Genomic DNA, 25,856 nt, shown 5'->3' with positions numbered 1-25,856 from the left:
CACAAAATACCGCAAGGGTATCATCTCGACCGGCAACAGGGTAGAGGAAGTATTATTTACGGACAAAAAAGACGTAACAGTCGTACGGCTGTGCTTGAACCTCAATAGGCGGCCCGGTCCCTCAGGACTACCAGGATAGTCTTGAGAATGATGTGCAGGTCAAGGCGCAATGACCAATTGCGCAAATAATCGAGATCGTGATCGATGCGCGCCTGCATTTTGGCGAGAGTTCGGGTCTCCCCGCGGTAGCCATTAACCTGAGCCCAGCCGGTAATTCCAGGCTTGACCTTATGGCGGATCATGTAGCCTTTTATCAGATTGCGATATATCTCGTTGTGCGCTACGGCATGAGGCCGGGGGCCGACGATGCTCATGCGTCCCTGCAGGACGTTGATAAACTGCGGTAGTTCGTCCAGCGAATTCCCGCGCAAAAAAGCGCCGATACGAGTGACGCGACTGTCTCCCTTCTCTGCTTGCCGAATGGTATCGCCATCTTCGCAAACACGCATTGAGCGGAATTTATAGACGACGATTTCCTCCCCATCAAGCCCATATCGACGCTGTTTGAAAATGACGGGGCCGGGTGAATCCAGTCTTATGGCAATTGCGATGACGAGCAGAAGCGGGGAGATGAGCAACAGAATGAGCAAAGACAAAATAATATCGCTCGCTCGTTTAATGGCGCCGTTAGAGCCTGTAAAAGGGGATTCGCAAACGGAGATAACCGGCGTGCCACAAACTGTTCCGGTACGTCCCTGGATAAGGTCGGTGATAAACATGTCCGGTACAAAGTATATGGAAGCAGTGGTATCTTTCAGTTCGTCCAGAACATGAAGAATGCGTGGCTGGGAAGCCATCGGCAACGAAAGATAGATAAACTGGATACGGTTTTCCTTGACAAAATCGGGGACGTCTCGAAGCCTGCCGAGCAGTGTACTGTGTCCTGTCTGATGAAGCCGGCCCTGGTTCCGGTCGTCGAAAAAGCCTGACAGTTCAATTTTGGAATAGCGTGTTTCCTGAATCCGGCTGGCAAGCGCAACCCCTTGCTCATTCATGCCTAAAATAACGGCGCGCTGAGGCGGCCCTTGTAGCATAAGCAGATAAGGAGCAGCCGAACGCAAGGCCAGATGGGCGCCGATCTGGCTCAGGGGCGCCACCCATAACCAGGTGACCAATGCTTCGCTCGAGAATTGGGAGATGTAGCCGGTGGCAAAACCGAGAAAGAACAGCAGCAGCGCTACCCAGAACCAACTGTAGAGGACGTGGAAGATAAGCAGCTTGAAAGAGGATTGCAGGCGCGAGGAACCCGGGAAGGTAATCGAAAACACGATAACTGCAAGGATGAGGTAGGGCGGCAGCAGTGTCCCTTCGATACTGACGCTCACGAACCAGAGTGAAAGTGTAAGTACGGCGGGGTCCAGGATGGCTTCGGCCGCACTCAGCATATTATTGCCGAGCGGCCCGTTGGCGTGACGCGAGGAAACGGTTGAAGCTGAAAAAATAGGATGAGCTTCAGCCATGACGGGCCCTGCGCTCAACTTTGGAAACCGCTTGTACCCGATTATATACGTCGAGTTTCCGGAAAATCTGGTGCAGATGGTTTTTTACCGTATAGGAACTGATGCACAGGATACTGCCAATCTCGGCATTGGTTTTACCCTTCCTTACCCAATCCATTATCTCGATTTCGCGCTCGCTCAATCCCTGGCTTTCGGTTCCTAGCGCGAGGAGCGATGACCGGCAGGAACGCTGCGGCAAGGGCGCCACTCGACGCATTGCGGTATCAAGATAAGGCAGCAGGATTTCCATTGCGCTGAGCGTCGAATCGTTGAGTTTATCCTGAGAACTGAAAATCACGTAAAGGCATTCATCCCGACCGCGCTTGTCGCTGATGCCGTGCAAGAGCGATGAGCGCATGCTCAGCAAAGCTTTGCCAAGGGAACATTGTTGACGACTGTCTTCATAGCCAACAAGGTATTCTCCGTTGAGACGGTCGGAAGCGCTTGCTATACACGGCATTCTACCGAGTTCAACCCAACGATTATAAGACGCGCGTAACAATGGATAAAGACCCGTCAACTCTGAGTGCGCGGTTCTGACGCCAGGGAGAGGAGAAATAATATCGTGCTGAATTGCATTCGCGTTGAAATCACCCCACGCAACAAGCATGATCTCATGCGGTAGATAGTGCTGCACCTCCCCCTGCAACCATGTCAACAGGTCAAAATGCTGCCGTACCGCTAGCCCTTCCTGAATAATTCGGAAGTAACGCTGGAGATGATCGGCAGGAAGAGAGGACAACAAACCCATTTTTGAATTAGTTGATTTAGTTGGATGGGTTAAATAACTTGAACTTGGGTGAAACGTCTAATTACTCTCCATATGCAATCACCTACCCTACCTCTTAGGCTGCGCACAAGTTGTATTGGAACAGGCCGAGGAATTACAACCGCATGACCTGGATCCGTTGTAAATTAAACGCGGCCAGTACGCATACATTACAGAAGATGTAACTAAAATACGGCGATACTGTCTGTGCGGTAGATAACACACTATATTTTCGCGGTAACCCGGTAGCAACAACTCGATAGCTTTTTTTGAACGGGCTCACCTCCTACCCAAACTTTTTTACCATAATTTGCAATAAGCCTTGCTGCATATGAAGCAAAAGTCATGCCAATAATTTTATCTTACGCGTAACAAGTGTAATAAAGGTTTGATAGCAATTGCTTGCGTTGGGTTGTCGCTGAAACGGGGAAGGTCTAGCTATGCTGAAGCAAGATACTGATGAGTAACAAGTTTATTTGTCTCTAAAGAGAGACACTTTAACTGCATTAGCTAAAGGGATTTGCTATATCCCTTTTCCAGACCAGGACAATTATTTTTGGAGGGGAATTGCTTTTAAGGATTCCAGGGTGAAAGCACATATTCCGGCGTTACTGAGGGATAAGACTTCCACAGGAACCGAGTGCTGGAAAATTGATTTTCAAGAAAGCAAGTCCAACAACTCTGATTGCTACGCGTAAAACACGGTCGATTGTCCACGATTTTCCGCTAGTCCTGGCGTGCCACCCGGCAAATTACAAATCCTCTTTTTAAACCGAAAAATCATCTTAAATCAGGCAACTTTCGCGCGCTTCCCGTTCTGGAGCTTCGCGTTCTCCGTGTGCCTGATTATCAGGTCCCTTATTCATTTATTCAGCTGCAAAACATAAAGAAGGTTAGTGTGGCGTGCAGAAAGCTTTCCGAGGGACAGGGATGCGATAATCTGCTTAATCATACCGATTGCTAACTGAATCATGCCTTCTCCTGGTCGTATATATCCGTCTCCGAATTCCGCTGCTATGGAAAGATTGTTCTTTTCACAGAATTTACGTACTCCTTGCCGAGACACTACTGAATCATAATATGTTCGGAACGGGGCATAGCCAGGAAGGCCCGCCGTCTTCTTTTTTAGGAGGTAGCGGTAATAAAATATATGAAACCAATGGGGCGTTACCCGTGTAACAAATCCCTGCACGGAATCAGGATCCGGAATCCTTATGACAATTAATCCACCCGGTTTTAACCAACGAACAAACGAGTTCAGAACATTCTCGGCCCCATGAATATGTTCCAGGACAAACGCATTGTAGATTACATCGAATGTCCCGGCATCGAACTCGACCGTACGTAAATCTCCAACTATCGCCACGTCCAGATCTTTCATGACATTTTTGCGGATATCCAATGCATGAGAATCAGAGTCCACCCCCGTTAAAACATATTCGACACCATCGAGACGAAGTGACCAGCTCTGCCCGCACCCCGCTTCAAGTATCCGGAGGGCTCCATCCACCGGACCCATTTGCCTGATGAAATCCTCGATCAACTCGGCATCTCGTTCCCAGCTCGATGTAAGCTCAAGGTTGCCTAAAGGAGACTCCATCTTAACCGTCCTAGTGTTATGAGTTAGAAATTAGTTGAATTAATTATGCTTCTGGCTCACGTAAAATACATATGATGGGAGATGCTGCGATAAACGGCAGACCGAACGCGGGACTGATCTTGAGCACAGCCGAACATGAGCAGATACAGGCGTGATTACAATGTTAGTGAACTATCACTTAGCCGGCGCCAGAGCAATCCATATTCGCTATAAACTCAGCAGCGACACAAGTCTTCTGCGCCGCAAATATGACAGGCACAAACTGTTGCTAACCCATCAAGTCCGCTGGTCAAGTAATATTGGCGGAATCAATGTGTCCTGTCAATATATGTTGCTAGGCGGTATGTCTGGTCGGCTCTGCAAAAATGTATTCAGCGACAGTATAAGTTTTCGGCGAAACTCACCTTTAACAAAAGGAGCTTTGCATGAAGAAGAAACGGTTTGCCGTGGAGCAGATTGCCGTGGTAGTGGAGGAAGTCGAGGCTGACACTCCGGTGGCCGAACCAAGACGCCGGATCGAGCCGTTCCCGCCAAATATATCTCCGGCCCATTAAAGCTTGAGATAATGGAAAGGAAATAAGTACTTGGGGTGGCTGATGGGGATCGAACCCACGACAACCGGAATCACAATCCGGGACTCTACCACTGAGCTACAGCCACCATCGGAAAATCGCAAAGCATAGTTCGAAGCTCAGGCGCCAATCGCTAGAGGGATAGTTTGGCGTGCCCGACAGGAATCGAACCTGTAACCCCCAGCTTAGAAGGCTGGTGCTCTATCCGGTTGAGCTACGGGCACCACTCAAATCGGACTTTGCCTCTGACAAGCATGAATGGTCGGGGTGGAGAGATTTGAACTCCCGACATCCTGGTCCCAAACCAGGCGCGCTACCAGGCTACGCTACACCCCGGAAGGGCGATAATATACCTGCCCATCAAGAAAAGGTCAATTTTACGTCTTGACAGAGAAAATTATCCGCGCTTTCCCAAAATAAATATGCGGAGATAGCAGTTCCGTCCACAGGCACGAGAGATAAGCTCAGCTTTCCAATTTGTCCCGCTCGATCATCGCGTAAGCTGAATGATTATGGATGGATTCGAAATTTTCCGACTCCACTACATAGGCTTCTATGCGGGCGTCACGATTCAGTACCGCTGCCGTATCACGTACCACGTCCTCGACAAATTTGGGGTTGTCGTAGGCCTTTTCAGTAACATGCTTTTCGTCTGAACGTTTCAGCAATCCATAGAGCTCGCAGGATGCCTGATCTTCCGCCATACGGATCAGTTCCGCGATCCATACCAGGCCGCTGGTTCGAACGGATACGGACATATGGGACCGCTGATTGTGTGCGCCATAGTCGGAAACCTGCTTGGAGCATGGACAAAGGCTGGTTACCGGCACGACTGCTTTCATCGTGAACTGGTAGCTTCCGTTCTCGATTCGGCCGACGAAACTCACCTCATAGTCCAGCAAACTCTTTATTCGAGAAACCGGCGCCGCTTTGGTCATGAAATAAGGAAAAGACATTTCGATGCCACCAGATTCGGCTTCGAGCCTTGTTATCATGATCCGCAGCAGGCTTTCAAACCCTTCTGCCGAAATGGCGCGATCGTATCCATTAAGCACCTCCACGAAGCGTGACATGTGCACGCCTTTGAGGTGGTGGGGCAAATTTACGTACATATTGAAAGTGGCAACGGTATGTTGAATGCCACTGCCCTTGTCAGCTATCGTGACCGGGTGGCGGATGCCCTTGATACCGGCTCTGTTGATTGCAATAAGCCGCGTATCGGACGCACCTTGCACGTCTACCATGTGGAGATTCACTTCATTCATGGAGGTGTTGACTTCCTGGATTGGAGCATTCATACGTCAAGCCCAAACGTATGCGTGCGAATCGGGTTAGCTTGCAGAGAGTCTGGCTCTGATGCACCTTATGATAGCCGCCTTGTCCAGTCCGCAATCCGTCAGCATTTCCGAGGTTTCACCTTGATCTATGAAAACGTCCGGCAAGCCCAATTGCAGCACTGGAACCGTGAGGCCGCCGCTTATCAGTGATTCCAGGACTGCGCTACCCGCCCCGCCCATTATGGTGTTTTCTTCCACTGTTACCAGCAATTCGTGATTCGCTGCCAAGGATGAGACCAGATCGTTATCCAGTGGCTTGACAAAACGCATATTGGCGACCGTGGCATTTAACTCTTCCGCTGCTTCGAGGCAGGGCTTGAGCATACTGCCGAAGGCCAGCAGTGCGATTTTAACGCCCTCACGGCGGATTTCGCCACGGCCTATCGGCAACATCCGCATCTGCGTTTGGGGTACTACGCCGGTCCCGGCGCCGCGTGGATATCGTACTGCTGTCGGTGTATCCATCTGAAACGCGGTGTAGAGCATTTGACGACACTCATCCTCATCCGCAGGAGCCATCACGGTAATATTCGGGACACATCGCAAATAGGTTAAGTCGAAGCTGCCAGCGTGAGTGGGTCCGTCTGCTCCAACCAATCCCGCACGGTCGATGGCGAACACTACCGGGAGATTCTGGATGGCGACATCGTGAATCAATTGGTCGTAAGCCCGTTGCAAAAAAGTCGAATAGATAGCCACTACCGGCTTCATTCCGTCGCATGCCAGCCCTGCGGCAAATGTGACTGCATGTTGCTCGGCGATACCGACATCAAAATAACGATCAGGATATTCCTGGGAAAACCTCACCAGGCCCGAGCCTTCGCGCATTGCCGGGGTAATCCCGATCAGGCGCTGGTCCAATGCCGCCATATCACATAGCCAGTCTCCAAAAACTTGCGTATAGGACGGCTTGGCAGTGGCTTTGGGGATAATACCCGCGTCCGGATTGAATTTGGTTACTCCATGATAAAGAATCGGGTCTTCCTCGGCCGCCTTATAGCCTGCGCCTTTCCGCGTCACCACATGCAGAAACTGGGGCCCGTCAAGATGCTTGATGTTGTTGAGCGTGCCAACCAATACGTCAAGATCATGCCCATCTATGGGGCCGATATAGTTGAAACCGAACTCTTCAAACAGGGTGCTGGGCGTTACCATGCCTTTTACATGCTCTTCGGCGCGCTTGGCAAGTTCCAGCACATGGGGAACCACACCCAGCATTTTTTCGCCTGCGCGGCGCGCCGTAGCATAGAACTGTCCTGACATGAGCCTTGCAAGATAATTGTTGAGCGCGCCTACCGGGCGCGAAATGGACATATCGTTGTCATTCAGGATCACCAGCAAATTGGTATTCATGGCGCCCGCATTGTTCAAGGCCTCGAATGCCATACCTGCACTCATTGCGCCATCGCCGATTATCGCTACCACAGACCTCTCTTTGCCCTCCCTCTGTGAAGCGACCGCCATGCCTAAGGCAGCGCTGATGGAAGTGCTCGAGTGAGCTGTCCCGAATGCGTCGTATTCGCTTTCGTCCCGCCGTGGAAATCCTGCGATGCCGCCGTGCATGCGCAATTTGCTCATGCCTTCCCGGCGGCTGGTAAGAATTTTGTGTGCATACGTCTGATGGCCCACATCCCATACAAGACGGTCATGCGGCGTATTGAAAACGTAATGCAATGCAATCGTCAACTCGACCGTACCAAGATTGGAAGAAAGGTGCCCGCCCGTCTTGGCAACGGACTCAACCAGGAACCGGCGTAACTCGTCGGCAAGTTGCGGCAACATCTTGCGTTCCAGCTTTCGCAACTTGGAAGGGGTGGTGATGGTGTCAAGCAGTGGATACATTTAAACCTTGAAAATATATTATTCTTTACTATGGAAACGCCAGCCTCAAAACTCCCGCTGGATGATGAAGTCAGTTACTTGCCGCAACCGCCCCGCCATTGGGCCAAAAGCTTCCAGCGACTGATATGCACTGCGCCGCAACTCTTCGGCCAGTTCGCGAGCCCTGCTGCCCCCGAGGATACTCACGTATGTCGGTTTATTGTTTTCTGCGTCCTTGCCGGCGGTTTTTCCTAAAGTCGCCGTGGTAGCTTCTGCATCGAGTATGTCGTCCACTACCTGGAATGCGAGACCAATACACTTGGCAAAGTGATCAAGGCTCATCAGCTGATCTTCCGTAAGACGGCTTCCGCAACAGGCGCCAAGCATGACTGCAGCCCTGATAAGCGCTCCAGTCTTGTGAATATGCATGAATTCCAGCTCTGGCAGACTTAATGTCTTGCCGACGCTTGCGAGATCGACCGCCTGCCCCCCCGCCATGCCGCGCGAGCCAGCCGCTTTCGCCAAACGGCTGATCATGTCCAACTGCAGTTGCGGGTTGTCGGCCAGGCAATATTCCGCCAGTAATTGAAAGGCCAGACTTTGAAGGCTGTCTCCTGCCAGCAATGCAATGGCATCACCGTACTCGACATGGCAAGTAGGCTTGCCTCGCCGCAAAACATCATTATCCATGCATGGCAAGTCATCATGCACCAGTGAATAGGCATGTATCAGCTCTACGGCGGCCCCCGCGATCGTCACGCGCTCTTCATCCGCTCCGTTCAGCTCCCCAGCCGCAAAGGCAAGCAGCGGACGCACGCGCTTGCCTCCACCCAATACGGTGTAACGCATCGCGTCGTGCAGACGCTCGGGAGCAACATTTGCGGCGGGAAGCAGGGTCTGCAGGGAATTTTCTATGCGTACCTGGCGGCTCCTCGCCCAATCCTGGAAATCAGCGGTCATCGATACCGGACGGGGAGAAATTTTTCAGTGTATCGGCCTCAAGAAGACGTATCTGTTGTTGCGCATCCTGTAGCTTTGATTGGCAGTATTGTAACAACTCTGCTCCACGTTTGTGAGCCTCGAGCGATAGCTCGAGCGGCATTTGCCCTGCTTCCATTTCTACTACAATGCTTTCCAGTTCGGCCAATGCAGCTTCAAAATTCTCCGGCGGGGAAAATTTGACGGGGTCAGCGGGCTTTGTCATGATAAACACATTTTGTCACGGAGTTGTGATGCGTCGCGGGGAAACTACAAAAATAACGCAACAAGCGGGGTCAGGTCAATTAAATACAAGAAACTTTCCTTCAAATATGGCCTCTTAGACCGGATTATAAGCGTTTCCTGGAAAGAACACCCTTTTTCCACTTTTCCCGGTGCGTTTATTCGGCATTTTAATATTTCAACTATCTTTTTTACTCCTCGAAAAGGTCTAAAGTAACGGATATGTCCGATCTCGTTGATGTTTTCCAACTGGCGCCGACGCAATTACCAATTGATTGGTACCTCGATCCCCACGTTCTTGATCTGGAAAAACGCTTTTTATTCGATCGGGGGCCAGGCTATGTCGGCCATGAAATAATGCTGCCCAACGTGGGCGACTATTATGTGCGGGAATGGATGAGTAATGCGAAGGTATTGGTGCGTAACAGGGACGGGATCGAGCTATTGTCCAACGTGTGCCGCCACCGGCAGTCTCTGCTGCTCAAGGGCCGGGGCAATGCCAGAAATATCGTTTGCCCCATACATCGCTGGACCTACGATCTGAATGGCGTTTTGCTGGGCGCGCCGCATTTTTCCGAAAACCCTTGCCTGAACCTCGGCAGCACACCCTTGCAAAACTGGAATGGGCTGCTGTTTGAAGGCAAGCGAAATGTCGCGCGCGACCTCTCCAGATTAAGCGTCCTCAAGGATTTTGACTTTTCTGGCCACATATTGGAACGGGTTCAGATAGAGGAATATGCCTGCAACTGGAAAACGTTCATCGAAGTTTACCTGGAAGACTATCACGTCGAGCCGTATCATCCTGGATTGAGCAAATTCGTCAATACGGCGGAGTTGAAATGGGAATTTGACGAGTGGTACAACGTGCAGACTGTAGGGGTAAATTGCGGTTTTACACGCCCGGGCACACCGGTTTACGCCCGATGGCAGGAACAATTATTGCGTCAGACCGCGGGAAAAATACCTGGGCATGGCGCGATCTGGATGCTCTACTATCCCAACATCATGTTAGAATGGTATCCCCATGTGCTTGTTATCAGTACTGTGCTTCCGACGGGGACAGAGCGCTGCACCAACGTGGTCGAATTTTATTATCCGGAAGACATCGCCTTGTTTGAACGGGAATTCATTGAGGCGGAACAAGCGGCATATCGCGAAACCGCCATTGAAGATGACGAGATCTGCAAGTTGATGACCTCTGGGCGTCGTGCCCTGTATGAGCAGGGGATCAACCAAAGTGGCCCCTATCAGTCCCCGATGGAAGATGGAATGGTGCACTTCCATGCATTCTTGCGGCGGGAAATCGAACCGCACGTTTAGTTACTGTCCACGTGCCCATGAATAATCCGTGCTTTTTCGAGACCAGCCCATGATTACTATCCAGGAAACGGACAATCTGATCAGCGTCGCCGTTTTTGGTGAGTTTACCCTCGCCGATTACAAGGAATTCGAAGAGCAGGTACTCTACAAGTTCCGGCATGACGGCAAGGTGAACGTATTGTTCGATTGGCGAGACATGGTGGATTACACTGTTGATGTGGCATGGGAGGACATCAAGTTCATTCGGGAGCACGGCAGCGAATTCAACCGGATTGCAATAATCACGGAGAATCAGTGGCAAGCCTGGGGCGCCTGGGTATCGAATCTGTTTGTCAACGCCGACATCAGGGTGTTCAGCAATTACGCTGACGCGAAAGCATGGGCGGAAGCCTGACTGGTTCCGGGAAGTATCAGGCTTGAACACACCTGGCCAGGCCATTATGCATGGGGAATCGATTCTTCCAGGCTCCTTGCATCATGCTTGATGAAATGCTCGCCATTGCGTGGAGTACAGTCGCAGCAATTGAGCTTATCCGTGGCAGTTATGGCGTGTAAAACAATATGATGATGGCCGGCGAAGCCGTGGCCAGCCGTCATTCAGAAACCACATGAAAACGCAACATTACCGCTTTCGAGCAGTGTTGCAAAAAAGCGACACATTTCTCTCCTATTCTCCAAAATCTCTTTATATTGGCTGCTAACTCGTACAGAATGGAACCTGTCGCTCCAGCAGCATGGAAGAAGAGCCTGAGGTGTATTCGAACGGCATTTTTTGTAGCGGAAGCGGGCTGCACGCAATGGTTTTCATGGCTATATTAGTATGGCGGCAATGTTGCGTTGACAGTGAAGTCAACTATAATATAAGCTCGGTAATTAGTTAAATTAACACGTTATTCCTTAGTTTCGAGCGCTTGCATTCTCGGAATTTTTTATTTAACAACATTTGATTTTCAAGGTTGAGCATTTCGAGTCAGCGGCCCACATTGCACCAGTGTGTCCGACCGGAATCCTTTACATTACAAAAAGATGACTAGTACGATTAATTTGGAGGGGAAGACCTTGAGTTCAACAATAGCGAAGTTGAACGCTCCGCTGACGCAAGCGTTTGATCCTCGGTTAAACGAGTCGCCGATAGCAGTAAACCCAACACCGACATTGAACACACAAGCTCAGAGACTGGCTGACTTTGAAACCTTGACCGCTGCCTTGGAATATGCAGCAGCCGGGACTGCGGGATATAACTTTTACGACGCCAGGGGCAACCTGCGCTCCATTCTCCCCTATCAGGCATTAAGGGCAAATGCCCGGACTTCAGCTCAGCGCCTGGCTGCTATCGGGCTAAGCAGTGGTGACCGTGTAGCTATTATTGCCGACACCACCCCGGAATTTGTTGAATTGTTTTTCGCGTGCCGGTATGCAGGCCTGATTCCTTTTGCGATGCCTGTGCCGGTTAACCTTGGCAGCCACGCGGTGTATGTGCAGCAACTGCGCGGAATGCTTGAAGCGGGTCAGGCAAGCGCTGCCGTGGCAAATGTGGATTATATTAATTTCCTCGAAGAAGCGGCCGAGGGATCGAGTGGGCTACGCTGGGTTGGAACTCCGGAGCAACTCGGGGAGTTTCCCGTTGCGGATATAGTGCTGCCGGCAAATCGTCCCGATGAAATTGCTTATCTCCAGTTTACCTCAGGCAGCACACGTACTCCGCGCGGAGTGGTTATTACCGAACGCGCATTGATGAGCAATCTGCAGGGAATCGTGCGTAATGGATTGGAAATACGCGCGGGTGACCGTTGCGCATCCTGGCTTCCGTTTTATCACGACATGGGTTTGGTAGGCATGGTGATGGCGCCAATGGTCGCACAAGTTTCCGTCGATTATTTGGCAACTCGCGACTTCGCAATCAGACCGTTGCAATGGTTGCGGTTGATTAGCCGGAATCGGGCGACCGTGGCGTTTAGCCAACCTTTTGGCCTCAAACTCTGCACCCTCCGGGTCCGGGATTCGGATCTGGAAGATCTGGACCTTAGCAGCTGGCGTGCGGCAGGTGTCGGCGCCGAGATGATCCGTCCTGATACCTTGAGGAATTTTGCCGAGAAATTTGCGCCTGCGGGGTTTGATGAACGGGCCTTCCTTCCTTGCTACGGGCTGGCAGAGTCAACGCTTGCCGTCACCTTTTCCAAGGTTGGACAAGGATTTCAGAGCTTGCGGGTTGACGCCGGCACCCTGGTTGACAGAAAGATGGCGGTTCGATTACAGGCTGATGGCAGAAAGTATAGTGAATTTGTAAATTGTGGCCAGGCTTTGCCCGGACACATAGTAAAGGTCGTTGATGACGCCGGGCAGGAGTTGCCGGATCTAAGGGTAGGTAGCGTGCTGGTGCAGGGTAGCAGTATCATGACCGGCTACTTCAATAACCCCGAGGATACCAGCAAGACCTTGCGTCCCGGCAACTGGCTTGATACGGGTGATCTTGGTTTCCTTTTCGAAGGGGATTTGTATGTCACCGGCCGCCGCACAGACGTTATTATCGTTAACGGGCGCAATATCCGTGCTCAGGACATAGAGGAGCTTGCCGAGCAACAACCGGAGGTGAGAGCTCGTGAAGCATCCGCTTTTGGAATAAGCGATGCCAATGATGTCACAACCATCGTTCTGGTTATCGAGTGCCGCCTGACTTCGATAACAGATCGGCAATCTCTTACCAACCGGTTGCAGCGGCTCGTGTATATGGCATTTGGTGTTAATTGCCTGGTTGAATTGGTTCCCCCACATACCTTACCAAGGACCTCATCCGGCAAGCTTTCGCGTTTTGCGGCACGTCAGGGCTTCATACAGCGGACGAATTTGACAGACCAGCTATCAGCGGAGTCTGGGGACAAATAGCCGGAATATGTCTGAGTCAGTGGTGGCAGTAACTGGGGCCACCGGCTTTATTGGTCGTGTCCTTTTACAGTCATTGACCAAGGAAGGATGGACAGTCAGGGCTTTGACCAGAAACCACTGCGTAGATGATGAATTTACGCAATGGATCGAAGGTGATCTGGATGACCTCGATGCATTGCGTAGGCTTGTCAAAGACGTCGTCGCGGTTGTCCATTGTGCCGGCCGGGTTCGCGGTAGCTCTCTTGAGGACTTTGTCCATACCAATGTCGAGGGTACAGGCAATTTAGTGCGAGCCTCGATGGAACAGAGTTCTCCTCCCCGTTTTCTTCTTATATCCTCTCTTGCTGCCCGGCAACCCGAGCTTTCATGGTATGCGACCAGTAAGCGTATGGCTGAGAAGCTGGTGAGTGCTTACTCGCAGAAAATGGCGTGTGCAGTTTTTCGTCCGACTGCGGTCTATGGTCCAGGTGATAAAGAATTGAGCCCGCTCTTCAGGGTCACCCAGCGCGGGATATTGCCGATGGTGGGGCAGCGTGCCATGCGTTTTAGCCTATTACACGTCAACGACCTGGTAGCGGCCATTATCTGCTGGCTATCCACCGAGGCTCCCGTGCAAGGCGTCTATGAGCTTGATGACGGAAGGCCGGGAGGCTACGATAGCCGAGCCGTAGCAGACATTGCGCAAGAGGTCTGGAAACGGCGGGTACATTGCGTCTTCTTTCCGGCATCACTTGTATCGTTGATCGCAGCCATCAATTTGTGGTCGGCCCGCTTGCTCCATTATTCCCCAATGCTAACGCCAGGGAAAGTCAGAGAATTACGCCATCCGAACTGGGTTTGCGACATCACACCTCTAACCCGGGCACTGCCCAGCTGGCAACCCTCCATCCAACTGCGTGACGCCTTACCTCAAGCAATATAATTTGAACAACCGGATCAATTCAGAACAAGCCATGGCGATCGATTACACCGATGTGCTGCAGAAACTTTGCCTTCATTTAGAACAATTTGCTGGTCCTGGCGTAGTAATTACGCCAGAGACAGATCTTATTAATCAGCTTGCGATCGACTCTGTCAAGTTATTGAATCTAATTATGGAAATTGAGGATGAATTTGATATTTCCGTGCCTATCAATGCTCTTGCTGACGTCCAGACTGTCCATGAGCTTGCAACTTTAGTTCATCAGATAAAATCTGCAAAATAAAAATGAGCCTACTAGATAAGCTTGATGCCGTCGCTGCTACGAGAAAAGCGCTTTTACCCGAGGATGTCGAGGTTTTCGGGACGCCGGTAGATGCGGTTTATTCTTCTACGGAAGCGAAAATAGGTGACCGGCGTATATTATTCCTGGGCACAAATAACTATCTCGGACTGACATTCGCCCCTGAATGCCTGCAAGCCGCACATGCCGCAATCGATAGTGAGGGAACAGGTACCACCGGATCGCGCATGGCCAACGGCAGTTACAGTGGTCACCGTGCCCTCGAGCGGGAGCTTGCGGACTTCTACCGGTGCCATTCCTGTATCGTCTTTACGACCGGTTATCAGGCTAATCTCGCTACTATCTCCGGCTTGGCAGGGGCCGGTGATGTTGTTCTGATTGACGGTGATTCCCATGCAAGCATTTATGACGGGTGCCGTTTAAGTGGCGCGGAGATCATCAGGTTCAGGCACAATGATATGGTGGATCTGGAAAAGCGCCTTCGGCGTCTGGGAGAGCGCTCAAGTTCTACATTGATCATTGTTGAAGGTATTTACAGCATGCTGGGCGATCGCGCTCCCTTGGCAGATGTTGTCAAATTAAAAAATGCATACAACAGCACACTTCTTCTGGATGAGGCGCATTCCCTTGGCGTCCTGGGTACGACAGGGCAAGGCCTGGTAGAAGAAACGGGGCTTATCGAGGAGGTTGATTTCATAACTGGCACATTCAGTAAAAGCCTCGGCGGCATCGGAGGCTATTGCGTAAGCAAACATCCTCAACTTGATCAATTACGCTACGTCAGCCGTCCGTATATATTCACTGCATCACCCACCCCCGCTACTATCGCGTCAACACGGGCGGCGCTCAAATTGCTGCGTGAAGGGAGCGAGTTACGACGGCAGCTCTGGAGGAATGTGCACCAGCTTTATTCGCGGCTTGATGAGCTCGGCTACGATTTGGGGCCGGAGCCCAGCCCTGTTATCGCAGCCATACTGAAAACGCCACAGCAGGCGCTGGCTTTATGGAAGGGCCTGCTTGATCATGGCATCTATGTCAATCTAGTATTGCCACCCGCCACCCCCGAAGGTAATTCACTGGTTCGCTGCAGCGTTAGCGCGGTTCATAGCAGTGAACAGTTGGACTATGTGGGTAAGGCTTTTGCCGAGTTGCGCGAAGCTATTTCTCAGTAGCATCCGAGCCGTAGTTCAATCTTTTTTTTGGCCGCCGGCCGATGTCGCTGTGCATGGTGGTATATATTTTGCGGCGCACCAGTTCGGAAGATACGTTGTGTAAGGGAAAACAAGGGATGGAAACCCATCCTGTCCATAGCAGTTCCACTTGGAGCCGGTGTCGAGTCAGCGATATTTTTGAAGGGCTCGCCAAGCCGGTCTCTACTTACGATTGCAGCTAATCCATGAGCAATTCATATAGCTCGGGAGTTTTAGTACGGACTCCGACCGGATAGGATAGTATAAGGCAGATACTTCGTGGATACGATTATCTGCGGGAGGAGAAAAACCGCGTTGCTTATGAAGCAACAATGAATCGCTGAATTATACGGAGACAGGTGGGCCGATGGAATATCCTCAACTCATCAGCTAATCTCGCTAAGTTGAGGATATTCAGCAGCAGAATGAATCAACCGTCCCGAGGTTTGAGACGCATCAGGACATCTTTGCGCTGGTCCGACGACGCATGAAAAAGAAGGCGGCAGCACCAGCAATGCCCAGCAACAGCACAATTTCTGTCGCTCCAATGCCTCCACCGTGTCCATCATGGCCACCGCCACCGCCCACATGTACTGGAATTCGTACCGCTGTGGTCATCTTGCCGTCCTTCTCGGTTTCCAGCAGTAAGGCGTATTGACCAAGCTCTTCCACAGTCGCGGAAAATGTGATGCTTCCAGACGGATAGGGTTTGGCTGGTATGGACAGAATCTCATGTCCCCCTTCTCCATGCCCTTCCATAACCATGCGCAGTGCAATAGGAATCTCTCGAGAATCAAGATCCGTTAAATCGACGGTGAAATACAGCTCCCCTGTCTCGGGAACATGATCGCAATACGCATGAGTGGGCGGAAGATCACCCTTGGGTTTTTCATAAACACTGAAAGCTACAGGAAAAGCCCCAGACTTGATGGCGCAGTCACCTGAATGGTGACCTTCATGAGCGAGCATGAGTTGCGCGTGAGCCGGCAGCGCTATTAAAATAGCCCATGTCAACCCCGCAGCCCACCCAAATATTTTCTTCATAATTTCTCCGGTTTCGGATCCGCAAATTTATCTTACGCTGTGCCTTGGCGAAGGATCGCCTTGGCAAATAATCGCCGATTGTATACCAAACTGGTCGAGAAAAGGAAAGAGAGTATTTCTCCAAACCTTGATCCCACGCGACTTCAACTTAGTTAATATCGTATTTTTCAGGCGGTTTATTCTGGTGAATTGAACTTCCAGAACAAAATGAAGCTGGCCGATAAGCCGGGTTCTGTCATGGACAATCATTCCTCTAGACGCACGGTTGCCCGTGCGTTCAAGCAACCTACCCGCAGGCTCAGCGAGCAGCATCATTGCCTGCCTATTTGGTCTTGCTCCGGATGGAGGTTACCGCGTTTCACCGTAACTTAATACGCTCGTCTCTGTGGCCCTATTCCTCGCCTCACGGCGGCCGGCCATTAACCGGCATCCCGCTCTTTGGAGCCCGGACTTTCCTCCCCTCGCCTTTCATTACTGGAAAGCGAGCAGCGATTGTCTAGCCAGCTTCGACAGGGATAATACTCCAACCGGGGGGGCAGGAGCAAACTCAACCGCCAGGATACTTTACCTTGAGCTCCGGTGCCGACTGCGACCGGATTATATGAGAGGATGGGGTTCAGCAGGTTCCGAGCTTTCCACCCCTTAACGCCAGCCCAAATGCGGGGATGCAATTCCACAACCGCGGGTTTCCGGTCCCTGCATTCGGTCCATGCAACCCTTCCGCCAGATGCAAGGCTCGCCCACACGCTTTGTGAGACCAAAAATAAGCAGAAACACGCCGATTCATCAAATATTCGAGTTATGATTGGATTCACAACACGGGTGGGGCCATGAACCGTTGCCTATTGCTTATCTCAGGACTATTTTTCATCCTCTCCGGATGCGCTGCATTAAAGCTGCAGGATCCACTCCGGATTTCGGTGGCTGGACTCGAACCCCTGGAAGGAAAAGGGATGGAAGCACGCTTCGCAGTCCAGTTGAGAATTCAAAACCACGGCGAAAAACCACTCGATTATGACGGTGTTGCACTCGACCTGGATTTACGCGGAATGAGCTTTGCGAGCGGAGTGAGCGATCAACGCGGGACCATACCGCGCTTTGGAGAAACAATCATTACCGTGCCCGTGACCGTTCCTGCCACGGCAATAATCCGCCATGCGTTCGGGCTGGCTACCGGGGATCGTACCAGGGCTGATTACCAGTTGTATGGCAGGCTTGGTGGAACGGGACTAAGCATTGGAAGGAGCTTCGACTCCAGCGGAGAAATAACATTACCTGCCCTGCCGCCGGACGAGACGCAATAAATGCAGCAGTGGTACTGAAGATTTAACAGATTACTGCTGACCTACCCCATATCGCTCGCGATATGCTTTCACCGCTCGCAGGTTGCTTCCCATTTCCTCCGTGGTCCCCAGATAATTTGTAATGTCGTCGAGATTGACGATACTGGTCACCTGGATCCCGTATGCGAGATGAACTTCCTGCACGGCCGAAAGCTCCCCGTTGCCCCGCTCCATCCGATCAAGGGCAATAATGACTCCGGAAGGTACGGCGCCGGAACCGTGAATATGACGAACGGATTCACCCACTGAAACGCCGGCGGAAATGACGTCGTCCACTATCAACACCCGCCCTGCAAGCGGTGCACCCACGAGGTTCCCGCCTTCACCATGGTCTTTCACCTCTTTGCGGTTGAAGCAGAACGGGTAGTTATTCCCGCACTCCGCCAGTGCAATGGCAATAGAGCTGACCAGCGGAATGCCTTTGTAGGCAGGGCCAAACAGCATGTCAAACGGAAGCTGGGCAGCGAGTATCGCTTTAGCGTAAAATCGGCCCAGTTTCCTGAGGGAATCACCGTCGTTGAACAGGCCGGCGTTGAAAAAATACGGGGACATTCGCCCTGCTTTTGTTTTGAATTCACCGAAGCACAGCACATTGCGACTGATGGCAAACTTGATGAATTCCTGCCGAAAATCGGACATCGCTAATGACAAACCGGAAAAATGGACGTGCGGATTATAACGCTTAAGCTGAACGGCGCGCGTCTATTGCATCAGAGTTTTGCGGCCTTTCCGGAATAACATCCTTCGTGACCGGGAGCTTATCCGGTTTTACTCATCTTGCCACGCTCTGCTGCACACATAGCCGGAGCACCGTTAATATCAATCGCCCGGGCCTTCCGCCAGTCAACCACTTTTCCTTAAAGAATCAGACCCATGCTTCGAGTAATATCAGCCAATCTCAACGGCATCCGCTCAGCCTTCAGTAAAGGCTTTTTCGATTGGCTCGCAACACAAGACGCCGATTTTGCCTGTGTGCAAGAACTGAAAGCCCAGGTTGGAGACATGACCGCCGAAATGCTGAACCCATCCGGTTACTACGGCTACTTTCACTATGCGGAGAAAAAAGGCTATAGCGGTGTTGGCGTTTACGCTCGGCATCAACCACTCCAGGTTATTGAAGGCCTGGGAATTGCTGAAATCGATGCGGAAGGTCGCTACCTCGAGTTGATGTATGAAAAACTTTCCATAATCTCGCTGTATTTGCCCTCAGGATCCAGCGGCGAGCACCGGCAGGCGGCCAAATTTCTCTTCATGGAACGTTTTTTCGGGCATCTGGCCGCGCTCGTCAGATGCGGACGGGAGGTCATTCTATGCGGCGATTGGAACATTGCGCATCGGGAGATAGACCTGAAGAACTGGAAAGGAAATTTGAAAAACAGCGGTTTTCTTCCCGAGGAACGGGCCTGGCTGACGCGCGTGCTCGATGAACTGGGATGGATGGATGTGTATCGCCATCTGTACCCGGATACGACGGGTGAAGGTTATACCTGGTGGAGCAACCGGGGACAGGCCTGGGCCAAGAACGTGGGCTGGAGAATCGATTATCAGATTTCTACGTCAGGCATCGGAAATACCGCAAAGGAAGTCTCCATTTACAAGGAACAGCGTTTTAGCGATCACGCGCCGCTTACAGTGAACTACGATTGGAGCCTCTAAAAAGCAAGTGCTGATGGCGCCGCTGAATATCTTAGGGAATCGTTTTGGAAGAGACGTTCTGGAAGAGACGATCCATCTTTGCGCGACTGTGCCACTCCGCGTTCATGCATTTATTTAACCCCTCTACATTGCCTCCTTCGATCTGCCTGGACAGCGCCCATACGGTGGATTCACGATAATGCCAGCCGCGCTGTCCGGCTGGCTCCACGCTTTTCGCATCTACACCCATCCCCGCGTGCTGGGAATGCTGTCGCTGGGCTTCTCCGCTGGATTGCCCCTGTTACTCGTATTGGGCACGCTTTCGTTCTGGTTACGCGAAGCCGGGATCGACCGTTCCACTATCGGCCACCTAAGCTGGATAGGACTGGCTTACGGCTTCAAGTGGGTGTGGTCGCCGCTGGTGGATCGTCTTCCCCTGCCATTGTTGACCCGCTTGCTGGGCAGGCGGCGAGCATGGCTTTTGCTATCGCAAGTCGCCATTACCATCGCGCTGATCGGTATTGCGAGCACCGACCCGCTTCAAAACCTGACCCATACGGTATTTTTTGCGCTAGCTGTTGCTTTTGCTTCCGCCACTCAGGATATCGCCCTCGATGCATATCGAATCGAAGCCGTTGCTCCCAGGCTCCAGGGAGCGATGGCTGCCACTTACCAAGCTGGCTACCGCGTAGCAATGATTCTGGCCTCCGCCGGCGCGTTGTGGATAGCTGCGGCCGTGGATCCATCCGAAGCGACTTACGAATACGCGCCCTGGCGGATTGCTTACCTGTCGATGGCGGGCTTTATGGCGGTAGGGATTATTACCACCCTGATTATCCGTGAGCCGGATGTTCCCGTCACCCGTCTGATCTCGGAGAATGAGAACCGCGCCCGCGAAGCCATTGCTCATTGGCATTTGAACAAAAGACTTACACAACTGCTGGCATGGCTGTACGGCGCAATGATAGCGCCCTTCCGGGACTTTATCGTGCGTCATGGAGGCCAGGCTTTGCTGATTCTGGCGTTAATTGCGGCTTACCGCATCTCGGACGTTGTGATGGGGGTGATGAGCAATCCCTTCTACGTCGACATGGGTTATACAAAGGACGAAGTGGCGACCGTCTCCAAGGTTTATGGAGTTATCATGACAATTGCCGGCGCTGCCATAGGAGGGGTACTGACGGCGAAAATCGGCATCATGCGCACGCTGTTTCTAGGAGCGGTATTGTCAGCAGCAACGAATCTGCTTTTTGTCTGGCTGGCGGGACGCGGACACGACGTCACCGGACTCATATTCACTATCTCGGCCGATAATCTGTCGGCCGGCATCGCATCTTCCGCCTTTATTGCCTATCTTTCCGGCCTGACAAACTCTGCCTATTCCGCCACGCAGTACGCGCTGTTCAGCTCGGTGATGCTGTTGTTGCCGAAGTTCATTGCGGGATTCAGCGGCGACTTCGTCGATGCTTACGGTTATGCCAGCTTTTTCACCGGCACGGCGCTACTCGGCCTGCCGGTACTGGTCCTGGTATGGCTTGCCGGACGTGCTAAATTCGAAACCGAGGATTCACCCGCGCATCTGAAGTGATGTTGAAGGCTATTTTTGCTGTTCAAACCGGTAAAAAGCCAGCATCCCAAGCAAATTAGGCATCATCGCCACCTGGCGATTTCCACTCATTACGCGCCGCTCAAGAATTCGCGCGCCATGCTGACCGCAAAATTCCTCAAAATCGCCAAGCGTACAGTTATGAATGTTGGGGGTGTCGAACCATTGATAAGGCAACGCCTCCGAAACAGGCATGTTGCCCGCTAAAACCTGCAAGCGATTTTTCCAGTATCCAAAATTCGGGAACGAGACGATGCCTTCTTTGCTTACCCGCAGCATTTCCTTGATGATGTTTTCGGTATTTTTCACTGCCTGCAAGGTTTGCGAGAGAACGACATAATCGAACGACGCTGATTCGAAGCTTTGCAATCCCGATTCCAGATCGCTCTGAATCACGTTCACTCCGTTATTGAAGCAGGCAAGAACATTCGCGTCGTCAATTTCGACCCCATAACCACGGATATTACGCGCCTCACGCAAAAAACACATGAGCGAGCCATCTCCACAGCCGAGATCGAGCACCTTTGCGCCCGGCTTCACCCATGCGGCAATGACGGCAAAATCCGGCCTGAAGGAATGGGCAATGGACGGAATAGTAATGTCAGTCATGTCTTTGGTATTCACGGCCTCATGGTCTTGTTTCATACAACGATACTATCCATATAAGCCCGCACCAGCCTGTGGTAATGACGGTCTTCCATCAGGAAGGAATCATGGCCGTGGCTGGAAGTGATTTCCGCATAGCTGACGTTCAGCTCGTTATCCAGCAAGGCTCTGACAATGGCGCGAGAGCGCTCCGGTGAAAAACGCCAATCGGTAGTAAATGACAGTACCAGGAAATTCGCCTTGGCGGCGCGAAAGGCCGCACTCAAATCGTTGTTGTGCTGGTATGCGGGGTCAAAATAATCCAGCGCCTTGGTCATCAGCAAGTAGGTATTCGCATCGAACTGATCGGCGAACTTATCTCCCTGGTAGCGCAAGTACGATTCTATTTCGAACTCCACGTCAAATCCGAACGCAAGCGATCCGTTACGCAACTCCCGTCCGAATTTAGCAGCCATGGCGTCATCGGACAGATAGGTGATATGCCCCAGCATGCGCGCCAGCCTGAGGCCCCGCCGTGGCACTACACCGTGCGAATAGTAATCTCCCCCGTAAAAATCCTGATCAGTGATGATCGCCTGGCGTGCCACATCGTTGAATGCGATGTTTTGCGCTGTTAACTTGGCAGCTGCGGCGATAACCAATGCATGGCGAACCCTATCCGGAAAGTCGAGCGTCCATTGCAGGGCCTGCATGCCGCCAAGGCTGCCGCCCGCGACTGCGGCGAACTGATCGATACCAAGATGATCCGCCAGCCTTACCTGTGTTTGCACCCAATCTTCCACCGTCACCACCGGAAAATCCGGGCCGTAGCATTTACCCGTCTTTGCATTGATGCTGGCAGGCCCGGTCGAGCCATGGCAGCCACCGAGGTTGTTCACCCCGATGACAAAGAATTTTTGCGTATCGATCGATTTGCCGGCACCGATCATATTATTCCACCAGCCTCCGCTCTTGGGATTGTCCGGGTAGAAACCGGCCAGATGGTGGTTACCCGAAAGCGCATGGCAAACCAACACGGCGTTGGACCTGGCTGTGTTGAGTTCCCCGTAGGTTTCATATACCAACTCGTAACTGTCGAGCACAGTCCCGTTCTTCAAATGCATAGGCGTATCGAAACGCACAATTTGCGGCTCGACTATGCCGATAGAGTTGGAGTCTTGCATCAAGGTAAGAGGCTTGTCAGGAAGTCAGGAGGATAGGTCAGGGTTGGCAACGTGCAAATGGATAGCAATTACGAGTGCCCCTTTCCCGGTAGAAGATCCTGCCGGCTCGGCGGTTATACGACCGGGCATGGAAACGAGCGCAATCGACAACTGACAATTATGTCAAACACACGCTTAGAAATCCAACTGTACGTGGCCTCTCGAAGCATTCTTGAATAAACCTCAGCCATTCAACTTTGCCAATAAGGTATGAATCTTGTCCGGATCATCGGCTTTAAGTATTTTTTGCGTGAGCGGTATGATATCAGGCAGATTGCTTCTCAACACCTCACGTTTCACGGTCAGCAGTTGTGCAGGATGCATGGAAAACGACCGTAGCCCGAAACCGAGTAGAAGCCGGGTAAACGCCGTATCTCCCGCAATTTCGCCGCATACCGATACCGGTACACCAGTCCGGCTGGCGCTGCGGATGATGTGAGCAACCAATCGCAACACCGCGGGGTGCAAGGAATCGTAGAGATGCGCCACAGAGTCGTCGGCGCGATCGATGGCCAGCGTGTACTGTATCAAATCGTTGGTGCCGATTGACAGGAAATCCAGTTTGCGCATGAAAATATCCAGACATAGCGCGGCCGCTGGAATTTCTATCATGCCTCCAACTTGTATTTTTTCGTCGAAAGGAATTTTCTCGTTGCGCAAGCTTTGCTTGGCATTTTCGATCAAATGCAATGTCTGCGTAATTTCAAGGATACTGGAGAGCATCGGCACGAGAATATGAATCTGGCCGTAGCGGGAAGCCCGCAGAATCGCGCGCAACTGGGTATTGAACATCTGCGGTTCGGCCAGACTCAGGCGGATGGCGCGCAGCCCCAGCGCAGGATTGGCCGCCACCCGCTTTGCGCTGTCAAGATTCTTGTCGGCTCCCAGGTCAAATGTACGTATCGTCACCGGTAGTCCCCGCATTTTTCGGGCCACCGTCCGGTAAGCTTCGAACTGCTCGTCCTCGTCGGGCAAGGTGTCGCGATTGAGAAACAGGAACTCGCTGCGGAACAGACCGATGCCTGTCGCTCCGTTGTCTTTCACCTGCTCGACGTCCTGAGGCAGTTCGATATTGGCGTGCAATTCTATGGTTGTACCATCGAGCGTCGTAGCGGCGGTGGTCTTGATCCGCTTCAGCTTCTGCTTTTCCAGTTCAAGCTGGCTCTGGCGCAGGCGGTACTCAGACAGCACATGCTCGTCCGGATCGACTATTACCACCCCCTGGTTGCCGTCCACGATCAGCACATCATTGTCACGGATAAGCTGGCGGGCATGATGCAGCGCTACGATGGATGGAATATTGAGGCTGCGGGCAACGATGGCTGTGTGCGAAGTCAAGCCGCCCAGGTCAGTGAGAAATGCGATAAACCAGTGCTGTTTGTACTGCAGCACATCGGCCGGACTTAAATCGTGCGCGACCAGAATACTGGCGCCGTCATGCTTTAGCGGGGCTGGAACATAACCCGGATGGCCAAGCAAAGCTTTAAGAACTCTTTCCACTACTTGAATGACATCCGTTTTCCGTTCTCGGAGATACGGATCCTCGATCTCTTCAAACTGCGCCATCAATACGCCCATTTGCTGAGTAATAGCCCATTCGGCATTACACTGATTCTGAGCAATATAGGTTTTGGCTGCCGTGGAGAGAGTGGGATCGTCCAGGATCATCCGGTGCAAATCAAGAAATGCGCCGTATTCCGCGGCAGCGGGGCCACTGACAACAGAGGCATGCAATGCCTCAAGCTCTTCACGAACCGCTGTGAAAGCGGTGTCGAGACGGGATATTTCGTTGCTGACCTGATCCTTCGGTACGACATGGTGGGCCACCTCCAGCGCGGCGTGGGATGCGAGATGAGCGCGGCCCACCGAGATTCCGCCGGAAACCCCCACACCGTGCAGCACGAAGCTCACTCGCTTTCCCCGAAACGATTTTCGATCAAATCCACCAGTGCCTGCATTGCTTCGACCTCATCCTTACCTGTTGTTTCGATCCCGAGAGTAACGCCCTGGTTTGCAGCCAGCATCATGACCCCCATAATGCTTTTCGCATTAACTTTACGGTCGTTTCGCGATAGCCATACCTCGCTGCCAAATCGACCGGCCAATTGGGTGAGCTTTGCTGAGGCACGCGCGTGCATGCCAAGTTTGTTCAGGATCCTGACTTCCCTGTATTGCATTATGCGGTCCCCGGATCAAGGCGCATCACGCCTTCCCTGCCGCCAGCCAATGCTTTTTCCCCAGCTACCAGGAGTGATTCATTACGATAAGTGAGCGCCCGGACCAGCATGGGGAGATTGACTCCAGCAAGGCATTCCACCTTCCCCGGGCTGATCAGCCGATTGGCAATATTGCATGGCGTTGCGCCGCAGATATCGCTCAACAACAGTACGCCATCGCCGCAATCCAACTCCTTCACTAATTCGCGCGCCCTGGGCAGGACAACGTCCGGGTCGTCCTGGATGTTAATGCTTAGATGCGCCAAATACTGTGACTTCTCTCCCATGACGTGGTTAGCGCAGTGAATGAGACTATCGCCCAGATTGCCGTGCGAGATAATTAGAATTCCGATCATGTTCTGCGCCTGCTATATTGAATATCAGAGAGTGACGAAGCATTTTAGCATTGTCACCGTTGCGCGGCTGAGCGGATGTAGCACTGCTTTCGCTCAGCAGTCTGGCATCGTGAGCTTGGCTTCGCTACATCCAAACTTATCTTTGTGGAACATGGCGCTCGCTGCGGCGGCGCAATGTTTCAGCAGGATGAGGAAAAGGACGCATGAGATGATTAAAGGCGGCTTGCCATTTTTCTGCCGAAGGGAAACGGCTGCAGAAGGGTTTCTGAATTAGGGGAACCAGCCTAACCGGGGTTTCTTCTATTTTAGAGAATGTGCCAAGGTTCCGAGATACACTGGTACTGCAGCCATCG

24 protein-coding genes, 3 tRNA genes and 1 other RNA gene are annotated in these 25,856 nt (G+C 52.0%); 10 read left to right on the top strand and 18 right to left on the bottom strand.

The window, feature by feature from the left end; genetic code table 11:
• Positions 1-101 precede the first annotated feature (101 nt).
• From BMZ14_RS08340 to BMZ14_RS08330, 3 genes are all read right to left on the bottom strand, one after another.
• On the bottom strand, positions 102-1,520 hold the full coding sequence (locus BMZ14_RS08340) for an undecaprenyl-phosphate glucose phosphotransferase (protein WP_074796686.1): 1,419 nt from the start codon (positions 1,518-1,520) through the stop codon (positions 102-104).
• Positions 1,513-2,310, bottom strand: coding sequence for an XrtB/PEP-CTERM-associated transcriptional regulator EpsA (gene epsA, locus BMZ14_RS08335; protein WP_074796684.1), 798 nt, complete (start codon positions 2,308-2,310; stop codon positions 1,513-1,515). The genes BMZ14_RS08340 and epsA overlap by 8 nt, the downstream gene beginning before the upstream one ends.
• 880 nt (positions 2,311-3,190) lie before the next feature.
• Positions 3,191-3,928, bottom strand: coding sequence for a class I SAM-dependent methyltransferase (locus tag BMZ14_RS08330; protein ID WP_074796683.1), 738 nt, complete (start codon positions 3,926-3,928; stop codon positions 3,191-3,193).
• A gap of 425 nt (positions 3,929-4,353) precedes the next feature.
• Here BMZ14_RS08330 and BMZ14_RS15450 point away from each other — a divergent pair, with 425 nt between their 5' ends.
• The gene (locus tag BMZ14_RS15450) at positions 4,354-4,482 is read left to right on the top strand and encodes a hypothetical protein (protein ID WP_256208492.1); all 129 of its coding nucleotides are present in this window, start codon (positions 4,354-4,356) and stop codon (positions 4,480-4,482) included.
• A 31-nt stretch (positions 4,483-4,513) separates the two neighbouring features.
• Here the strand turns inward: BMZ14_RS15450 and BMZ14_RS08325 are convergent.
• The 7 genes from BMZ14_RS08325 to BMZ14_RS08295 all read right to left on the bottom strand — a co-directional run bounded on the left by BMZ14_RS08325 (position 4,514) and on the right by BMZ14_RS08295 (position 8,862).
• Positions 4,514-4,588: transfer RNA gene (locus BMZ14_RS08325), tRNA-His, on the bottom strand.
• A gap of 59 nt (positions 4,589-4,647) precedes the next feature.
• Positions 4,648-4,724: transfer RNA gene (locus tag BMZ14_RS08320), tRNA-Arg, on the bottom strand.
• 35 nt (positions 4,725-4,759) lie between these two features.
• Positions 4,760-4,836 (bottom strand) — tRNA-Pro (locus BMZ14_RS08315).
• Positions 4,837-4,964: 128 nt separating this feature from the next.
• Entirely contained in the window at positions 4,965-5,765 is an 801-nt protein-coding gene (gene folE2 / locus BMZ14_RS08310) for a GTP cyclohydrolase FolE2 (protein ID WP_074796681.1), read from the bottom strand.
• Between the two features lie 66 nt (positions 5,766-5,831).
• On the bottom strand, positions 5,832-7,679 hold the full coding sequence (gene dxs, locus BMZ14_RS08305) for a 1-deoxy-D-xylulose-5-phosphate synthase (RefSeq protein WP_074796679.1): 1,848 nt from the start codon (positions 7,677-7,679) through the stop codon (positions 5,832-5,834).
• 45 nt (positions 7,680-7,724) lie between these two features.
• Complete coding sequence (locus tag BMZ14_RS08300; RefSeq protein ID WP_074796677.1) at positions 7,725-8,618, bottom strand: polyprenyl synthetase family protein; 894 nt, start codon at positions 8,616-8,618, stop codon at positions 7,725-7,727.
• On the bottom strand, positions 8,608-8,862 hold the full coding sequence (locus tag BMZ14_RS08295; RefSeq protein WP_074796675.1) for an exodeoxyribonuclease VII small subunit: 255 nt from the start codon (positions 8,860-8,862) through the stop codon (positions 8,608-8,610). Before BMZ14_RS08295 ends, BMZ14_RS08300 begins: the two co-directional genes overlap by 11 nt.
• 239 nt (positions 8,863-9,101) lie before the next feature.
• Between BMZ14_RS08295 and BMZ14_RS08290 the strand changes: the two genes are divergently transcribed.
• From BMZ14_RS08290 to spt, 6 genes are all read left to right on the top strand, one after another.
• Positions 9,102-10,199 (top strand): aromatic ring-hydroxylating oxygenase subunit alpha, encoded by a 1,098-nt coding sequence (locus tag BMZ14_RS08290; RefSeq protein WP_074796673.1) that lies wholly within the window; start codon positions 9,102-9,104, stop codon positions 10,197-10,199.
• A gap of 49 nt (positions 10,200-10,248) precedes the next feature.
• A complete protein-coding gene (locus BMZ14_RS08285) occupies positions 10,249-10,593 on the top strand; it encodes a SpoIIAA family protein (RefSeq protein WP_074796671.1) in 345 nt (114 codons plus the stop codon).
• A gap of 665 nt (positions 10,594-11,258) precedes the next feature.
• Positions 11,259-13,082: a fatty acyl-AMP ligase gene (locus BMZ14_RS08280; protein WP_074796669.1), complete on the top strand. Its 1,824-nt coding sequence runs from the start codon at positions 11,259-11,261 to the stop codon at positions 13,080-13,082.
• Positions 13,083-13,089: 7 nt separating this feature from the next.
• Positions 13,090-14,004, top strand: coding sequence for an NAD-dependent epimerase/dehydratase family protein (locus BMZ14_RS08275; RefSeq protein WP_074796667.1), 915 nt, complete (start codon positions 13,090-13,092; stop codon positions 14,002-14,004).
• A gap of 31 nt (positions 14,005-14,035) precedes the next feature.
• Positions 14,036-14,287: an acyl carrier protein gene (locus BMZ14_RS08270; RefSeq protein ID WP_074797042.1), complete on the top strand. Its 252-nt coding sequence runs from the start codon at positions 14,036-14,038 to the stop codon at positions 14,285-14,287.
• A gap of 2 nt (positions 14,288-14,289) precedes the next feature.
• Positions 14,290-15,477: a serine palmitoyltransferase gene (spt, locus tag BMZ14_RS08265; protein ID WP_074796665.1), complete on the top strand. Its 1,188-nt coding sequence runs from the start codon at positions 14,290-14,292 to the stop codon at positions 15,475-15,477.
• Positions 15,478-15,951: 474 nt separating this feature from the next.
• Here spt and BMZ14_RS08260 read toward each other — a convergent pair whose 3' ends face one another.
• Together BMZ14_RS08260 and rnpB are read right to left on the bottom strand one after the other, a co-directional pair.
• Positions 15,952-16,539, bottom strand: a complete 588-nt coding sequence (locus BMZ14_RS08260; protein ID WP_074796663.1) for a hypothetical protein — start codon at positions 16,537-16,539, stop codon at positions 15,952-15,954.
• Between the two features lie 205 nt (positions 16,540-16,744).
• Positions 16,745-17,047, bottom strand: an RNA gene (gene rnpB, locus BMZ14_RS08255) — RNase P RNA component class A.
• Between the two features lie 445 nt (positions 17,048-17,492).
• On the opposite strand from rnpB, the gene BMZ14_RS08250 reads away from it, so the two are divergent.
• Positions 17,493-17,843, top strand: a complete 351-nt coding sequence (locus tag BMZ14_RS08250; RefSeq protein ID WP_256208491.1) for an LEA/WHy family protein — start codon at positions 17,493-17,495, stop codon at positions 17,841-17,843.
• A 30-nt stretch (positions 17,844-17,873) separates the two neighbouring features.
• On the opposite strand, the gene pyrE is transcribed toward BMZ14_RS08250, so the two are convergent.
• Positions 17,874-18,521: an orotate phosphoribosyltransferase gene (pyrE, locus tag BMZ14_RS08245; protein WP_074796659.1), complete on the bottom strand. Its 648-nt coding sequence runs from the start codon at positions 18,519-18,521 to the stop codon at positions 17,874-17,876.
• Positions 18,522-18,755: 234 nt separating this feature from the next.
• On the opposite strand from pyrE, the gene BMZ14_RS08240 reads away from it, so the two are divergent.
• Both BMZ14_RS08240 and BMZ14_RS08235 read left to right on the top strand, forming a co-directional pair.
• Positions 18,756-19,538 carry an exodeoxyribonuclease III gene (locus BMZ14_RS08240; protein ID WP_074796657.1) on the top strand — a complete coding sequence of 261 codons (783 nt, stop codon included), beginning with the start codon at positions 18,756-18,758 and terminating at the stop codon, positions 19,536-19,538.
• A 178-nt stretch (positions 19,539-19,716) separates the two neighbouring features.
• Positions 19,717-21,105 (top strand): AmpG family muropeptide MFS transporter, encoded by a 1,389-nt coding sequence (locus tag BMZ14_RS08235; protein WP_074796655.1) that lies wholly within the window; start codon positions 19,717-19,719, stop codon positions 21,103-21,105.
• Positions 21,106-21,114: 9 nt separating this feature from the next.
• Here BMZ14_RS08235 and metW read toward each other — a convergent pair whose 3' ends face one another.
• The 5 genes from metW to BMZ14_RS08210 form a co-directional block, all read right to left on the bottom strand.
• Entirely contained in the window at positions 21,115-21,732 is a 618-nt protein-coding gene (metW, locus tag BMZ14_RS08230) for a methionine biosynthesis protein MetW (protein WP_074797041.1), read from the bottom strand.
• 32 nt (positions 21,733-21,764) lie between these two features.
• Positions 21,765-22,892 (bottom strand): homoserine O-succinyltransferase MetX, encoded by a 1,128-nt coding sequence (metX, locus tag BMZ14_RS08225; RefSeq protein ID WP_074796653.1) that lies wholly within the window; start codon positions 22,890-22,892, stop codon positions 21,765-21,767.
• A gap of 222 nt (positions 22,893-23,114) precedes the next feature.
• The gene (gene ptsP / locus BMZ14_RS08220; protein ID WP_074796651.1) at positions 23,115-24,842 is read right to left on the bottom strand and encodes a phosphoenolpyruvate--protein phosphotransferase; all 1,728 of its coding nucleotides are present in this window, start codon (positions 24,840-24,842) and stop codon (positions 23,115-23,117) included.
• Positions 24,839-25,108, bottom strand: a complete 270-nt coding sequence (locus BMZ14_RS08215) for an HPr family phosphocarrier protein (protein WP_074796649.1) — start codon at positions 25,106-25,108, stop codon at positions 24,839-24,841. Before BMZ14_RS08215 ends, ptsP begins: the two co-directional genes overlap by 4 nt.
• A complete protein-coding gene (locus BMZ14_RS08210; protein WP_074796647.1) occupies positions 25,108-25,503 on the bottom strand; it encodes a PTS sugar transporter subunit IIA in 396 nt (131 codons plus the stop codon). The genes BMZ14_RS08215 and BMZ14_RS08210 overlap by 1 nt, the downstream gene beginning before the upstream one ends.
• Positions 25,504-25,856 lie beyond the last annotated feature (353 nt).

The organism is Nitrosospira briensis (assembly GCF_900115125.1).
Classification (GTDB): domain Bacteria; phylum Pseudomonadota; class Gammaproteobacteria; order Burkholderiales; family Nitrosomonadaceae; genus Nitrosospira; species Nitrosospira briensis_A.
This window is presented reverse-complemented; position numbering and strand designations above follow the sequence as displayed.